General features: G+C 54.3%; 16 protein-coding genes. 13 read left to right on the forward strand and 3 right to left on the reverse strand.

Features of this window, described 5'->3' with window-relative positions; translation table 11 throughout:
* Positions 1–585: 585 nt before the first annotated feature.
* The 13 genes from M1D91_RS11265 to M1D91_RS11325 all read left to right on the forward strand — a co-directional run bounded on the left by M1D91_RS11265 (position 586) and on the right by M1D91_RS11325 (position 13334).
* The gene (locus tag M1D91_RS11265) at positions 586–855 is read left to right on the forward strand and encodes a hypothetical protein (RefSeq protein WP_437432060.1); all 270 of its coding nucleotides are present in this window, start codon (positions 586–588) and stop codon (positions 853–855) included.
* Between the two features lie 13 nt (positions 856–868).
* Positions 869–1213, forward strand: coding sequence for a type II toxin-antitoxin system RelE/ParE family toxin (locus M1D91_RS11270; RefSeq protein WP_437432061.1), 345 nt, complete (start codon positions 869–871; stop codon positions 1211–1213).
* 248 nt (positions 1214–1461) lie between these two features.
* Positions 1462–2430 (forward strand): TauD/TfdA dioxygenase family protein, encoded by a 969-nt coding sequence (locus tag M1D91_RS11275; protein WP_437432062.1) that lies wholly within the window; start codon positions 1462–1464, stop codon positions 2428–2430.
* Positions 2417–3745 (forward strand): ABC transporter substrate-binding protein, encoded by a 1329-nt coding sequence (locus M1D91_RS11280; protein WP_437432063.1) that lies wholly within the window; start codon positions 2417–2419, stop codon positions 3743–3745. The genes M1D91_RS11275 and M1D91_RS11280 overlap by 14 nt, the downstream gene beginning before the upstream one ends.
* Positions 3746–3755: 10 nt before the next feature.
* Entirely contained in the window at positions 3756–4658 is a 903-nt protein-coding gene (locus M1D91_RS11285) for a carbohydrate ABC transporter permease (RefSeq protein ID WP_437432064.1), read from the forward strand.
* Positions 4639–5505, forward strand: coding sequence for a carbohydrate ABC transporter permease (locus tag M1D91_RS11290; RefSeq protein WP_437432065.1), 867 nt, complete (start codon positions 4639–4641; stop codon positions 5503–5505). The genes M1D91_RS11285 and M1D91_RS11290 overlap by 20 nt, the downstream gene beginning before the upstream one ends.
* A 2-nt stretch (positions 5506–5507) precedes the next feature.
* Positions 5508–6569 carry an ABC transporter ATP-binding protein gene (locus tag M1D91_RS11295; RefSeq protein ID WP_437432066.1) on the forward strand — a complete coding sequence of 354 codons (1062 nt, stop codon included), beginning with the start codon at positions 5508–5510 and terminating at the stop codon, positions 6567–6569.
* A gap of 52 nt (positions 6570–6621) precedes the next feature.
* Positions 6622–7383, forward strand: a complete 762-nt coding sequence (locus M1D91_RS11300; protein ID WP_437432067.1) for an SDR family NAD(P)-dependent oxidoreductase — start codon at positions 6622–6624, stop codon at positions 7381–7383.
* Positions 7384–7639: 256 nt separating this feature from the next.
* Positions 7640–8599: an IS110 family RNA-guided transposase gene (locus tag M1D91_RS11305; protein ID WP_457975816.1), complete on the forward strand. Its 960-nt coding sequence runs from the start codon at positions 7640–7642 to the stop codon at positions 8597–8599.
* A 328-nt stretch (positions 8600–8927) separates the two neighbouring features.
* Complete coding sequence (locus tag M1D91_RS11310; protein ID WP_437434070.1) at positions 8928–9995, forward strand: AI-2E family transporter; 1068 nt, start codon at positions 8928–8930, stop codon at positions 9993–9995.
* A 383-nt stretch (positions 9996–10378) separates the two neighbouring features.
* Positions 10379–10741, forward strand: a complete 363-nt coding sequence (mdtJ, locus tag M1D91_RS11315) for a multidrug/spermidine efflux SMR transporter subunit MdtJ (RefSeq protein WP_437434069.1) — start codon at positions 10379–10381, stop codon at positions 10739–10741.
* The gene (gene mdtI / locus M1D91_RS11320) at positions 10728–11057 is read left to right on the forward strand and encodes a multidrug/spermidine efflux SMR transporter subunit MdtI (RefSeq protein ID WP_437434075.1); all 330 of its coding nucleotides are present in this window, start codon (positions 10728–10730) and stop codon (positions 11055–11057) included. The genes mdtJ and mdtI overlap by 14 nt, the downstream gene beginning before the upstream one ends.
* 105 nt (positions 11058–11162) lie before the next feature.
* Complete coding sequence (locus M1D91_RS11325; protein ID WP_437434068.1) at positions 11163–13334, forward strand: bifunctional diguanylate cyclase/phosphodiesterase; 2172 nt, start codon at positions 11163–11165, stop codon at positions 13332–13334.
* Here M1D91_RS11325 and M1D91_RS11330 read toward each other — a convergent pair.
* The 3 genes from M1D91_RS11330 to asr all read right to left on the reverse strand — a co-directional run bounded on the left by M1D91_RS11330 (position 13331) and on the right by asr (position 14825).
* A complete protein-coding gene (locus M1D91_RS11330; protein ID WP_437434067.1) occupies positions 13331–14140 on the reverse strand; it encodes a trypsin-like serine peptidase in 810 nt (269 codons plus the stop codon). The two genes, M1D91_RS11325 and M1D91_RS11330, sit on opposite strands and share 4 nt — an antisense overlap.
* A gap of 100 nt (positions 14141–14240) precedes the next feature.
* On the reverse strand, positions 14241–14324 hold the full coding sequence (gene ydgU / locus M1D91_RS11335; protein WP_457976332.1) for a small membrane protein YdgU: 84 nt from the start codon (positions 14322–14324) through the stop codon (positions 14241–14243).
* A 90-nt stretch (positions 14325–14414) separates the two neighbouring features.
* Positions 14415–14825 carry an acid resistance repetitive basic protein Asr gene (gene asr, locus M1D91_RS11340; RefSeq protein WP_437434066.1) on the reverse strand — a complete coding sequence of 137 codons (411 nt, stop codon included), beginning with the start codon at positions 14823–14825 and terminating at the stop codon, positions 14415–14417.
* Between the last annotated feature and the right edge of the window lie 103 nt (positions 14826–14928).

The raw sequence follows: 14928 nt of genomic DNA on the forward strand, positions 1-14928 counted from the left end.
GGTAACGTCATGATAAACATACCCGCCACCTCTCAACGAGAAAGCCAAACTGTAGCGCATTTTCCACCTCACTCTCCGCCTTTCACTTCCAGCCATGCGCGTTCAACCTCTTGTCACTCTATCCCAGCTTAAAACAGCACATCCTCAAACACTCTTTTCGCATCAATGAACTATGGGTTGAAGAAACAATCATACTGGCAACCTTGCGTATGAGTTAATGTTGCCGATAAGGTTCTTCAGGTTCCAGTTTCGACGCCTGCTTTTACAGGCGCGGCGCAAAGTTGCAGTAATATAAATGGCGTGACAAGCCGCATTCCCCGAAGCAGGCTCGCAATTCTGGATATTCAATTACATTTTTACTGCCCATTTACCCAAATGAGTGCCACCTTATGCCTGGTGATGTATTCCGTTATCGATGAATACCCGTGCAGTTATAAATTTAGTATAAATTTGTCACCTGTCTGGCGCACTGCTAAAATTCGCAGGGCCATAACGTCGTGACGGCAGCGCGGTGCGGGGCTTATCTATCCACCTTAACGTAAGCTCACTGATGCCCGGTACGGGTAAATGAAAGAGGAATTAAGTATGACTAACACCATGTCACAGAAACTGGCCCGTGAAGGCCTTGGCAATCCGGAACTTTTTGAAGGCGGCGTCTACGTGACGAAAAATGGTACAGCGGAATTGTTTGTGCAGACAGCCAGCGAACGTGAAGCTGAACTTCGCGAAAGAGAAATGGAAAAACAATCCAATGCACTGTTGCGACTCATATTGTCCGCAAAACGTGAAATCAAAAACGGCGAGGGAATGTCGCCAGAAGAAGCGCTCCTGGCGTTGCGCGACGCCAGAACTTAACACGAGACACTGAGTGAAAACTTCTTACACAATCAAAATCTCCCCAACGGCACTTTGGTCTCTCAGGGATGCGGAATCCTGGAAATCTTTCCATAACGATCCGGTGAGTGCCGCACAGTGGGTTGATGAACTCTTACAGACATCGCTAGCTGCTGTTGTTCAGGATCCAAAACGCTACCATCACAATGTGATGATGGCAGATAAAGGTCTTCTCATACGCGAACGCCTGTCCGTCGAGCACGGGGCGCGATGTTTATATGATGTCGACGAAGAAACGAATACCGTAGAAATTTTGCTTTTTGTCAGCATGAAGCAGGATTTGCTGTCGATGTTCTACCGCTATGTGGTGTTGAACTAAATCAGGTTTTGATGAGATGAATATCATTCATTGTGACACTGACAATATCGCTTTCCTGATATTAATCAAAAACCAATTCCCTTAATCTCGCTATTAATGCAACATATTCCACCACACACCTTTCTATTTCTAATTCTCAACTTAGCTTAGTCAAAAGCGCTTACTATATTTATTACCAAATAGTATTTTTAATCGCCGCATATTTATTACTAGAGTGGTTTTCCGGACAATGTTAAAAGAAAATCACCATGACCGCATCAGGCAACCTTGCTCGTTTCACTACTGATTTACTGGATATTCACCCCGTCGCGGGTAACATCGGCGCAGAGGTGCGCAATATTTCGCTCTCGGCGGAACTCGATGATGAGCATATTCAGCAAATAGAAAATGCACTCGTAAAATATAAGGTTTTATTCTTCCGCAAACAGAGCCATTTAACGGATGAGGCCCATCAGGCCTTTGGTGCGCGTCTGGGTAAAATCGTGGCGCACCCCACGGTTCCCGCGCCTGCGGGCACCAAACTGTTCGAACTGGATGCCTCTAAAGGCGGCGGCAGGGCGGACTCCTGGCACACCGACGTCACCTTTGTGGATGCCTTCCCGAAAATATCCATTCTGCGCGGCGTCACTATCCCGGATTATGGCGGCGACACCGTCTGGGCCAATACCGTTTTAGCCTACGAACAACTGCCGGAATCCTTAAAACAGTTCGTCGGCACACTGCGCGCGGTTCACAGTAATAACTACGACTACGGGGCCGAACGAATTGTCACCGAAGAACATCGCCTCAATCACCATCAAAAAGTCTTCGTCTCATCCGTATGGGAAGCCGAACACCCGGTGGTGCATGTTCACCCGGTCACCGGCGAGCGGGCGTTATTACTCGGCCACTTTGTGAAAAAAATTGTCGGCTTCAGCAGCCGCGAATCGGCGCAGCTTTTTGAATTACTGCAAAACCGCATTATCCGCCTCGAAAATACCGTGCGCTGGAACTGGCAGCAGGACGACGTAGTGATTTGGGATAACCGCAGCACCCAGCATTACGCCGTCAATGACTACGGCGCCCAGCCGCGCCTCGTGCGCCGCGTCACCATCGAAGGCGAGCAGGCCGTGGCCATTGACGGCAGCCGCAGCCGCACCGTGGCCCGCCCGCAGGATGCCGCCAACGGCTCCGGCACTGTAAACCAGGACAGGGAAGTAAACTATGCAGCGTCGTGATTTACTCAAAGCCATGGCAGCGTTCGGGGTCTACAGCATGATCCCGGCCATCGCCCGTGGCGCAAACGTGGCGCGCAGGTACGACGGCGTCACGCTTAACGTCTCCACCTTCAGCACCGCCTGGCCGCAGTTAATTCGCCAGTGGCTGCCGGAGTTTGAAGCCCTGACCGGGGCAAAAGTGCAGCTCGATACCCCCGCATTCCCGGTCTACAACCAGCGCGCCGACCTCGAACTGTCGACGCGCGGGTCGGCCTATGACGTGGTCAACGTCACCTTTATCTACACCAGCCGCTGGATTAACGCAGGCTGGCTGACGCCGCTCGATGAGTACATCGCCAACCCGAACCTGACCCCGGCAGACTGGGGTTTGCAGGACTTTTTGCCCGCAACCCTGGCGGCAGAAACCGGGCGCGACGGCAAGCTGTACGGCATTCCCTATGTGGTGGAAGGCATGCTGGCGGGGGCGTCGCGCTATGATCTCATCCAGCAGGCCGGGCTTGAATTCCCTAAAACCACCGACGAGCTGGTGAAGGTGTTGCAGGCGGTGAACAAGAAAGAGCGCGTGGCCGGGTATGTCACCGACAACCACTACGGCTGGACCTTTATTCCCTATCTGCAGGCTTTTGGCGGCAATGTTTTTCGCACGCCGCCGGACGATCTCTTCCCGACGCTGGATACGCCGGAAGCGGTGCAGGCGGCGGACTATTTTGCTCGTTTAATTCGCGATTTTGGCCCGAACGGCGGCCTCACCTATACCGCCGACCAGTCGTTGCAGGCGCTCAGGCAGGGCAAGGTGAACTTCTCCGACGCCAGCCAGACCTACCTGGCGCAGCTTGGCAATGCGCAGACCTCGCGCACCCTGAAAACGGCGCACTTCGGGCCGATGGTCAGCGGCCCGAAAGGCGCGTTCCCCGGCATGGCAACCCATGCGTTGGGTATTCCGGCCGGATCGAAGAACAAAGAGGCGGCGTGGGCCTTTATTCAGTGGTCGCTCTCGAAACAGATGACAGCCCGTGCGCTGGCCGCCGGATACGGTTCACCGACAAGGCGCACTGATATCGATTCGCAGGTGTTTCGCAGCAAACAGGTCATCAACGGTGTCGATCTGGCGCAGTTGTCCATCGATGCCATCGACCAGGCGGGCAAGGGCGGTTACATGAAGTACCGCACCGTAGAGTTCTATCCCCAGGTGGATCAGCAACTGAACAAGGCTATAGCCCTGATTGCCTCCGGGCAGCGTTCGGCGAAAGAGGCGATGGCCCAGGAGCAGGCCGGGACGATTGCCGATCTTAAGCGTGCTGGCGCAAAAATCTAAGGTGGACGTGATGGCACAACCCAAAAGCTGGCGACATCGCCAGCGTCTTGCCTGGCTGCTGGGGTTATCGCCGTCGCTTGCCGTGCTGACGCTATTAACCCTGGTCCCGGCGGCGGCATTGCTGATAACCAGCCTGACGCCGTTCAGCCTTACCAACCCGGAGGCGACCTTCACCTTCAGCAACCCGCTGGTGAACTACCAGCAGTTACTGCATGACGATCGCTTCCTCAACTCGCTGGTCACCCAGCTGAAGCTGTCGGTAGTGAGCGTGGTCTTCCAGGTGCTGATTGGCCTGCTGCTGGCGCTGCTACTGAATGGCCCGTCGCGGCTGCTCAACGGGGTGCGCACGCTGCTGTTGATCCCGATGGTGCTGCCGCCGATCATCGTCGCGCTTATCTGGAAAATCATCTACACGCCGGACATCAGCCCGCTGCATCAGGTGCTGGACCGCTTTGACATGCCGCTGGACTCACTCATCGCCAACCCGGATACGGCGCTGTGGGCGATAGTGGTGGCGGACGTCTGGCAGTGGTTTCCTTTCACCATGCTGATGGTGCTGGCGGCGCTGCAAATGGTACCCAACGAACCGCGGGAAGCGGCGAGTCTCGACGGCGCGTCGTCGTTCAATATTTTCCGCTACATCGTCTTTCCGCACCTCAAACCGGTGCTGGCGGTGTGTATTCTCTTTCGCCTGATCGACAGCTTCAAAGCCTTTCCGCTGATCTACATCCTCACGGACGGCGGGCCGGGATCGGTCACCGAAGTCACCAATTATTACGGCTTCATCCAGGCGTTTAACTTCTCATGGTGGGGATACGGCAGCGCGATTGCGGTCGTGATTCTGGTCGGGGTATTCCTTTTAAGCTGGCTGATTGGCCGTGCGGGGTGGAACGATGACAGTGCAACAAACTGACGAACCTCGGGTGGCGGCCTGGGCCCCCGTACGGCGTAAAACCTGGCGCTTTAAAGGCAAGCGCACGCTGGCGGCGTTACTGCTGCTGGTGTTGTTCCTCGCACCGTTCTTATGGATGGTTATCATGTCCCTGCGCCCGTCGCTGGACGCGTTCGAACTGACGCTGTTCTTTACGCCGACGCTGGAGGCTTACCGCCAGCTGATCGCCGGGAATTTTTTACAGCCTTTTGGTAATAGCCTGATGGTCAGCGTGCTCTCGACGGTCTTCTCGCTGCTGCTGGGCGTGCCTGCCGCCTGGGTGCTGACCCGCTGGCGCTTTCGCGCTCGCCGCTACGTGGCGCTGTGGATCCTGGTCACGCGCATGGCACCGCCCATCGCCTTTACCATTCCGTTCTTCCTCGCCTGGCGCTGGCTCGGTTTACAGGACACGATAATCGGCCTGGCGATTGTGTACCTCACCTTTAACCTGGCGATAGTCATCTGGCTGATGCAGACCTTCTTCTCCGCCGTACCGGTGGCGCTGGAGGAGGCGGCGTGGATGGACGGTTGCTCGCTGTGGGGAAGCTTCTGGCGCGTGTCGTTGCCGCTGGTGAAACCCGGCCTCGCGGCGACTGCCATTCTCTGTTTTATTTTTTCGTGGAACGACTTTTTCTATGCGCTCATCCTCACCCGCACCAGTGCCGTTACGGCGCCGGTCGCCATTGTGAACTTCCTGCAATACGAAGGGTGGGAGTGGAGCAAAATCGCCGCCAGCGGCACCCTGGTGATGCTCCCGGTGGTGGCCTTTACGCTGCTGGTGCGCCGCTATTTAGTACACGGCCTCACCGCCGGTGGGCTTAAGGATTAATCATGGCAACCCTGACTCTAAACAACATCGCAAAGACCTTTAACGGGCAGACCCTTATTCCCGGTCTTGATTTGACCATTCACCACGGCGAGTTTATTGCGCTGGTGGGGCCATCCGGCTGCGGAAAATCCACCCTGTTGCGAATGATTGCCGGGCTGGAGAGCATTGACGGCGGCGAACTTGTGCTCGACGGCGAGGTGATTAACGACCGCTCGCCGCAGGAGCGCAACATGGCGATGGTCTTTCAGAACTACGCCCTCTACCCGCATATGACGGTGGCCGAGAATCTCGGTTTCTCGCTTAAAATGCAGCGGCTAGAGAAAGCGAAAATCGACAAACAGGTGCAACAGGCGGCAGAAACCTTAGGGCTGACGCCGCTGCTGGCGCGCAAACCGTCGCAGCTTTCCGGCGGGCAGCGCCAGCGCGTGGCGATGGGCAGGGCGATATTGCGCCATCCGCGCCTGTTTCTGTTCGACGAACCGCTGTCTAACCTCGATGCCAAACTGCGCGTTGAACTGCGCACCGAAATTAAAGCCCTGCACCAGCGGCTCAACACCACCATGATCTACGTCACCCACGACCAGATTGAAGCCATGACCATGGCCGATCGCATTGTGGTGCTGCGCGACGGCCATATTGAGCAGGTGGGTACGCCGCTGGAGCTGTACGACCGCCCGGCTAACGCCTTTGTCGCCAGCTTTATTGGCTCGCCATCCATGAATCTGTTCAGTGGACGAGTAGACAGGCAGGGCGTGGTGCTTACCGAGGATGGCATCGCGCTGCCGGTGACACAAAACACCAGGCTGGATGTCGGCTCTCGGGTGCTCTATGGCGTGCGCCCGCAACACTTTTTGCTGACGCCGGAGGCGACTATCGCTGCGCAGGTCAACGTGGTGGAACCCACCGGGTCGGAAACACAGATTCTGCTCAACATCGGGCACAAGAAAGTGACCACGCTGTTCCACCAGCGCGTCAAAACAGAGCCGGGCGAAACCCTGAAAATAGCCCCTGATGCCCGCCATGCACACCTGTTTGATGCCGACAGCGGGGTGCGGCTAAATTAATCCCCGACGGCGCTATAATGCAGGCAGTGCTTACGCCAGATGAGAAGAAAAGATGACTGAACATCGTTATACCCGGTACGGGAGTTTAGAAAACAAGGCGGTGCTGATTACCGGCGGGGCGAGCGGCATTGGCGCGGATCTGGTGCGCGCCTTCAGCCAGCAGGCGAGCCGGGTGCATTTTCTCGACATCGATGCGCAAGCCGCAGCGGCGGTTGTCGTGCAAACCGGTGCGCATTTTCACAAGGTGGATGTGCGCGACATCACCGCACTGCGCCGGGTTATTGACGAGATAGCGGGGCAGGAAGGGGGCATTGACATACTTATTAACAATGCCGCCCGTGACGACCGCACCGATACGTTAACCATCGAACCGGACGGCTGGCGGGAGAGCCTGGCGGTGAATCTCGATCACCAGTTTTTCGCAAGCCAGGCTGTAGCCGCATTAATGAAAGCGCGTAGCGGCGGCGCTATCATTCTCACCAGTTCCACCAGTTTTATGAAGGGGAGGCCCGGTATGGCAGGCTATACCACCTCTAAAGCAGCAATAGTGGGGCTGAGCCTGACCCTGGCGCGGGAGCTCGGGCCGCTTGGTATTCGGGTAAACTGCATTGTGCCAGGGGCGATTTCAACGTCGCGCCAGCAGGCGCTGTGGCGCACGCCGGAGTCGGAAAAAGAGATCAGGGCCATGCAGTCGCTGGATATCACGCTGGAAGGGCGGGATGTGGCGGCGATGGCGCTGTTTGTCGCCTCCGATGATGCCCGTGGGTGCACGGGGGCCCAGTTTTTTGTCGATGCAGGAATAAGGTTGGTTTAGGTCAGGTGCGCCCGGTTCCCCTCACCCTGGCCCTTATGTCTTGATCTTCTCCGCTCAGCCGGAGAAGATCCCCGACTGATCATCGGGAGGTGACCGGTGAGCATCCCCTGGCCCTGGTGCCTCTGAGCCCGTGGGAGAGATTATGCCCCGGTCACCTGTTTCCCTGTCGCCTCAAGACCGAACGGTATCCTGTGCCCTGAGCACCCACATATAAGGATGGTCCGGCGATATTGTCATAAGGTTACGGAGTGCCATCATGAATCTTGTTCCTGTCGGCGTGGATATCGCCAAACTCAAATTTGATGTTGCCGTTCTGCTTCCTAATCAGAAATACAAAACTAAAAAATTCGCGAATACCTCTTCCGGGGCGCGCGAGTTCCTGGCCTGGCTGAAGCGCTTTGGCGACTGCCATGTCTGCATGGAAGCCACCGGTTGCTACAGCACTGAACTTGCCACTCTGCTGGCTGATAACGGTTGCAGGGTAAGCCTCGAAAATCCGGCGCGCATCAGCGCTTTTGGCAAGGCTGAACTGACCCGCAATAAGACGGATAAAGGTGATGCTGCGCTGATAGCGCGTTACTGCGCCCTGCATAAGCCATCGGCCTGGTTCCCGGCGCCGTTGTACGAGCGGCAACTGACTGCGCTGGTCCGCCATCTGAAAAATCTGGAAGAGATGCGCCAGATGGAGGAAAACCGGCTGGAAGGGGCTGAAGAGGTCATCCTTGCGTCCCTGACTGAACATATCGCCCAGTTGGATGCGCTGATAGAAGAGACGAAGAAGAAAATCAATCAGCACATCGACGACAACCCGGATCTGAAGCGTGATAAAGCCCTGCTGAAGAGCATTCCGGGCGTGGGAGATATGCTGAGTGCCAGCCTGCTGGCATATGCGGGAAACCTGCGCCGGTTCAGTAGCAGCAAGGCGCTGGTGGCGTATGCAGGACTGAATCCACGGCGCTGTGAATCGGGGTTGTGGAAAGGGAAAAGCCGGATATCGAAGGTGGGGCAGGGAGAGTTACGTAGCGCGTTGTACATGCCTGCCATCGTCGCGGGCAGATATAACGAAGTGGTGAAGAGCCTGATGGGGCGGCTGGCTGAACGAGGAAAATCAGGGAAAGAGCAGGTCTGCGCGGGAATGAGAAAGCTGTTGCAACTGGCTTATGGCGTAGTGAAATCGGGTCGCATATTCGACGCTGAGATACCGCTTGCGGCCTGAACCGCAAGACGGTATCTCTCCCCAAAGGGGCGAGGGGACCGATAGTGCTCGCAATTTTTTTTGGGGATCTCTGAGGCAGAGGGAAAGGGAGAAAAACGCGCCAGGCGCGAACGGCTCTGAGTGTTGAGTGATCCCTACATTAAATTACGGGCACGGATGGCTCCCTCTCCCTGAGGGAGAGGGTTGGGGTGAGGGGGGAAGCACACTCGGAGTAACAATGTAGTACCCCATTTAATCCCTCAATCATTGCCAGCACCACGATCATGCTTTTTACAATCAATAAGATAGGAACTACACTTAACAACAGTTTAACCAATGGATGGCGAAGATGACGACGTTGAAAGTGAATAATTTCTTTTTTATTGTGCTGTTACTGCTGGTAAGCGTGGCGTTTTTTACGCTGATCAAGCCTTATTATTCTGCCATTATCTGGGCCGTGATTCTGGCGCTAATTTTTTACCCGCTACGTATTAAACTCAGTGCTCTGTTGCGTGGACGAGACGGCATTGCTTCATTACTCACCGTACTGCTGATATGCGTTCTTGTTTTTATTCCTCTGATGATTGTGATTTCATCGCTGATTGTTGAACTTAATGCCCTCTATCAGCGTCTGCAAAGCAACACCACCGATTTGCCGCAATTACTGAGCGATGGCATCAGTTATTTACCGGGATGGGCAAAAGGTTACCTGCAGGATAATGATTTTGACTCGGTAAGCGCGATTCGGGAAAAAATCTCCGGTGCGGCACTCGGGGCCGGACGTTACCTGGCAGGGAGCGCGGTTATTATTGGTAAGAATACCCTCGGACTGACCATCGGTTTTTGTATGATGGTTTACCTGCTGTTCTTTTTACTTAAAGACGGCGCAAAACTGGTACGTAAAATATTTGATGCCATTCCACTGAGGGACAAAATTAAACGTCGTCTGTTTCATAAATTTGCCGGTGTCTCACGGGCAACGGTGAAGGGCACGCTGGTGGTGGCGATTGTTCAGGGCGGGCTCGGTGGGTTAGCCTTCTGGTTTGCGGGCTTTAACGGCAGCCTGTTGTGGGCGGCGCTGATGGCCTTTATGTCCCTGATACCGGCGGTCGGGACGGCAATCATCTGGATCCCGGCAGTGATTTTTCTTTTCTCAACCGGTGAAACGGGAACCGCTATTGCGATGACGCTCTATTTTGTGATTGTTGTCGGGCTTGCTGACAATATTCTGCGTCCCCTGCTGGTGGGTAAAGACACACGAATGCCGGATTATTTAATATTACTCACTACGCTTGGCGGGTTAGAGTTCTTTGGTATTAACGGTTTTGTACTTGGACCTATGATTGCGGGCCTGTTTATCTCGTCCTGGAATCTACTGGCCGAGGATAAAACGCTCGAAGAAAAAAACGGGCAATGATCTGATATAATTTTCAACGCGTCCTTCAGATGCTGAGGGACGCTGAAAAATACCCCCAACCGCCACAGTGCTACACGTAAAGAATTGAAAATCACTTGTGAGTCATTTCGCTTTCATGTTAAATGTATGGCGTGTTTGACTACTGAGGACAATCGTTCCGCCACGATGAGAAGCAATGCGCGGAAAGTGTAATTTTATGGATAATCTGTTCAGGGTGTTTATTTCTGCTCGTTCCCTTCCTCTTTTTCTTATCTGCCCACTGTGCGGTGAACAACACTGGCGCAGCGCGCTGTAGTTCTCTTCTCTCTGCCTGATTTTTTATTTAGTTCTGACTTCCCGTGCGGGTAAGTCTTGCTGTTTTATTCTCAAGCAGGAGAAGCGTCATGTTTTACTGGATATTATTAGCTCTGGCCATTTTGGCTGAAATTACTGGCACATTGTCTATGAAATGGGCAACAGAGTCTGGCGGCAACGCCGGTTTTATTTTGATGCTGATAATGATCGCCGTTTCCTATATTTTACTTTCCTTTGCAGTAAAGAAAATCGCGCTGGGGGTAGCCTATGCCCTGTGGGAAGGTATCGGTATTTTACTGATTACCCTATGCAGTGTGGTGATTTTTGGTGAAACCCTCACCACACTGAAAGTCGCCGGGCTTGCAACGCTGGTGTGCGGTATTGTCCTGATAAAATCAGGAACCCGCAGTGGTAAATCCCTTAACCGGGAGCATCATGATGCAAGAGTTTGAATGGATTCACGCCGCCTGGCTGGCACTGGCTATCATCCTTGAGATTGTCGGCAATATATTTCTGAAATTATCCGCCGGTTTTCGCCATAAGTTGTTCGGTATTGGCTCCCTTGCAGCGGTACTGGCCGCCTTCAGCGCGTTATCGCAAGCTGTCAAAGGCATCGATCTGTCGGTCGCCTATGCGCTCTGGGGCGGTTTTGGTATTGCCGCCACCCTGGCAGCAGGCTGGATCCTGTTTGGCCAGCGTCTGAATAAAAGAGGCTGGGCGGGCGTTATTCTCTTAATTTTGGGGATGATTTTGATTAAACTTGCCTGATACTCTCGCTGCCCGAAGTAGGGCAGCGAATTTCCTGCACTGTATTACGCTTAAGCTTACCTACAACAATAATGAATGTTTCTTCGCCCAGGAGATGAGGTGTGAATGTTTAACCCGTTTAGCTGGCGTAATATTCCTCAGGCAAAAACCCTGTTTGTCATGGTCTTTCTGGCAGGAATTGGACTGATAATATCTATCGTCGCCTTGTTGTATCTCTCCCTTCACCTCATCAGCACCAAAGCCAATGAAATTGACGAACACCGCACGGCGCTCTCCGTGCAGGGAGCAATTCAGACATCGGTAAACCGGATGAAATCACTGGTGATTGATAATGCGGTCTGGGATGACGCCGTTCACGAAACCTACCGACCGCAACTCGATACCGGCTGGCTCTACAATACCTGGGGCACAGGGCTCAAAATCAATTCGCTTTATGACGGCGCCTTTGTGCTTGATGAAAATTTCAACGTACTGTGGGGATCGTTTCGTCGCACGCGTTTTAATGAAACGTCCCTGGATTTTTTTGGCAGTGGCATGCAGGCCCTGATTCGCAATAATTTCGCCAGCCCTCACGTTCAGAATGACATTTATGCTGGTATTACACGTACGCGCGCGGGGGTGGCCTTTGTAGGTATCAGCTTAATTCGACCTGTAAACGGGCACTTAGAGAATGTGGGTTCAGCGCGCCGTTATCTGGTCATTACCCGCCATCTCAATAGCGAAATTCTGCACGAATTGGGAGACACCTTCCAGATAGCGGATTTAACGCTCAGTAAACAGAAGGGGGAGCTCTCCAGCGTTCCGCTTGAAAGTGCAGCGGGGGAAGTGCTGGGCTGGCTGAACTGGGATCCACGACTGCCGGGAGCCGAAGCGGCAAAAGCTGCTGCGGACAACATCCGTCAGATAGCCATGCTTGCTTCAGGGTTGATTCTGCTGTTTATCGTTCTGAGCAGCGCCGGGTTGTACAAACTGGCGAAAGGGGAAAAAATCGCCCGCCGTATTGCGCTTACCGACTGGCTCAGCCGACTGCCTAACCGCCGCGCATTAATTGAAAAACTGGATCACCTCAGCATGATGGGCGACACCAATCGCATCAGCGTGGTGTTTATCGATCTGGATGGCTTTAAGGACGTCAATGACATTTATGGCCATGATGTGGGCGATCGGTTAATTATCACCATCGCGCAGATCCTGCAGGAAAAAGTCCCGACCGACGGGACGCTGGTGCGCATGGGCGGAGATGAGTTCGCCATGACCATCAGCGGCCCCTGGGCAGAAGAGAAAGCGAATGAGTTTGCAGCAAACGCACTGAATGCGTTGAATGCCCCGATAAAGGTCAGCAAACGGACCATTCATATAGGCGCGAGCATTGGTATCGCCAGCGGCACTCTGATGACCAGCTCCAGTTCCGAGCTTTTCCGCCGCGCGGATATCGCCATGTACCATTCTAAAAATACCGGTAAAGGGCGCGTCACCCATTATGACGCCGAGCTTAACAGCGCGCGGGAGCGGCAACTGCTGATTGAGAACGATATTCGTAGTGGCCTGGAACGGGACGAATTTGACGTCTGGTATCAACCGATTGTCGATGCCCGCACCCTGGTGATGACGGGCGTGGAGGCGCTGGTCCGTTGGCCGCGCCGTCCGGCAGGTGAACTCAGACCGGATGACTTTATCTCTATTGCCGAAACCAGCGGCTTAATTTATGCCCTCGGGCAGTTTGTTCTGCGTCGCGCCTGCAGCGATCTGCAACCCTTCGGCGACCTGAAACTGTCCGTAAATATCTCCCCGGCGCAGTTTCGCGACCCGGACTTTGAAGACAAAGTGGCGAGCGCCCTGCAAACCACCGGTTTCCCGGCCGGCCGACTTCAGCTGGAAGTGACCGAAACCTATGTGCTGGAGAACCCGGAACGTGCGCATTCGGCAATCACCAATCTAAAAGCACTGGGTACTGCGGTCGCGCTGGATGATTTTGGCACCGGCTATTCCAGCATCGGTTATTTACGCCGCTTTCATTTCGAAACCATCAAAATTGATAAATCTCTGGCAGGGCTGGTGGATGATGATGAACAGGCCTCCGCGCTGGTCAGTGGCACTATTCGCATCGCCAGTGCGCTGGGGATGCTGGTGGTGGCCGAAGGGGTTGAGAACGAAAAACAGATGAAACTGCTACGGCTTGCCGGTTGCGACCAGCTGCAGGGCTACTATTTTAGTGAACCCCTGCCGCTGGCGCATATGTTAACTCTGCGCCAGCAGCAAAAGCAGGGACAGGGCTAGTGGGCCAGGGCGTCGAGTTTGTCACGAAAACCGGTCACTGCAATGGCGCGATTGTCTGCCCGCCAGCGATCTTTTGCCGCCGGTGCCGAGCTCTGAACTGCGATAAGCTGCCAGCCTTCCGGCGTATTAAGCATGAGCGGTGAGCCGCTGTCGCCGGGCAGCGTGTCGCACTGGTGCGATAACACACTGTTTTGCGCCCATCCGGTCACCACGCAGTCATGGTGGGTGTAGAGCCTGTCCAGGTGATCGACCGGATAGCCTGACTGGGTGACTTTACGCCCGGCCACTTTGAGTGCTTCCGTCAGCGCCGCTTTGTCGCCGACAAAAATCGGTAATGGCGTAATGCCCGAGGGCGGATTACGTAAAATAATCAAGCCAAAATCCCAGGGGGCGGCTGAGGAGGGAACAATCCAGCCATCTCCGTCCGCCTTCAGTCGTTTACCGAGTGACGCATCCACGCGCCCTTCAATGCCGTGGATCTCATAACGCCAGCTCCCTTTTTGCGACACGAAACGCAGGGCAATGGCTTTGTCCGTTTTACCGCCTGGTGGCGTTAACAGGCAATGACCCGCAGTGAGCGCCAGATGGGGAGAGATGAGGGTGGCCGTGCACAGATTGCCGCTCGCCGTTTCAAGTTGGCCGATAGCATCCCAGGGCGCGCGCGTCGGGGACGCGACGGGAACCCTGTCATCCTGCCCGAAAAAGAGGGTTTTCACATCGCGGGCACTGATGAGGTCTTCATCAGCATGACCGGAGGCAGAGAAAAGAAAAATCGATCCCAGTAATAGCACAGCGGTTTTTCGCATATCTCACTCTGAAAGGGGTAATTATGATTTTTTAAGTAAACCCTGGTAATTAACTATAGACGGGACGGATGAAAAGCGGGAATAAAATCAGCGTGCTACATCAGGAAAGATAAAACCGGAAGGCGATGAGCGCGCAGAGGATCAGCATCAGCAGAATCACTTCAAAACGGTAACGTCGCAGCATAGACCCCTCGGAAAAAAACGGCGCTTCACCCACAGGTTCAGCGCCGGTGCCAGACTCTGCCTTTACGGCAGGCCGGAATCACATTGCAACTTATGCCGCTGGCTGAGCCGCCGGTTGAGTTGCCGTGTGTTTCACGTGTTTTTTATGGTGTTTAGTGGTTTTAGCGGCCTGTGCTTGTTGCTCAACGGCCGGTTTTGCCACGTGTTTCACGTGTTTTTTATGGTGTTTAGTGGTTTTGGCTGCCTGGGCTTGTTGCTCAACGGCCGGTTTTGCCACGTGTTTTACGTGTTTTTTATGATGCTTAGTGGTTTTGGCAGCCTGGGCTTTCTGCACAGCGGCTTTCTTGTGTTTGTGAACTTTTTTCACTGGCGCTTTAGCAGCCGGTGCTGCGGTGGTAGTGGTCGCAGCAGGTGCCGCTGTTGTGGTGGCAGCATCAGCAGCGAAAGCAACAGAAGAGAGACCCATTGCAGCAGCAACAACCAGGGCTAATACTTTTTTCATGCTGATATCCTCAAATTTGGTTTTCATTTAACCCCACGCGGGGCCGTTGAAAACACTATATCCCTGTAATTGCGAGGCTTCCGTGAGTCATTGGTATCGGCGT

The organism is Enterobacter sp. SA197, from assembly GCF_054131575.1.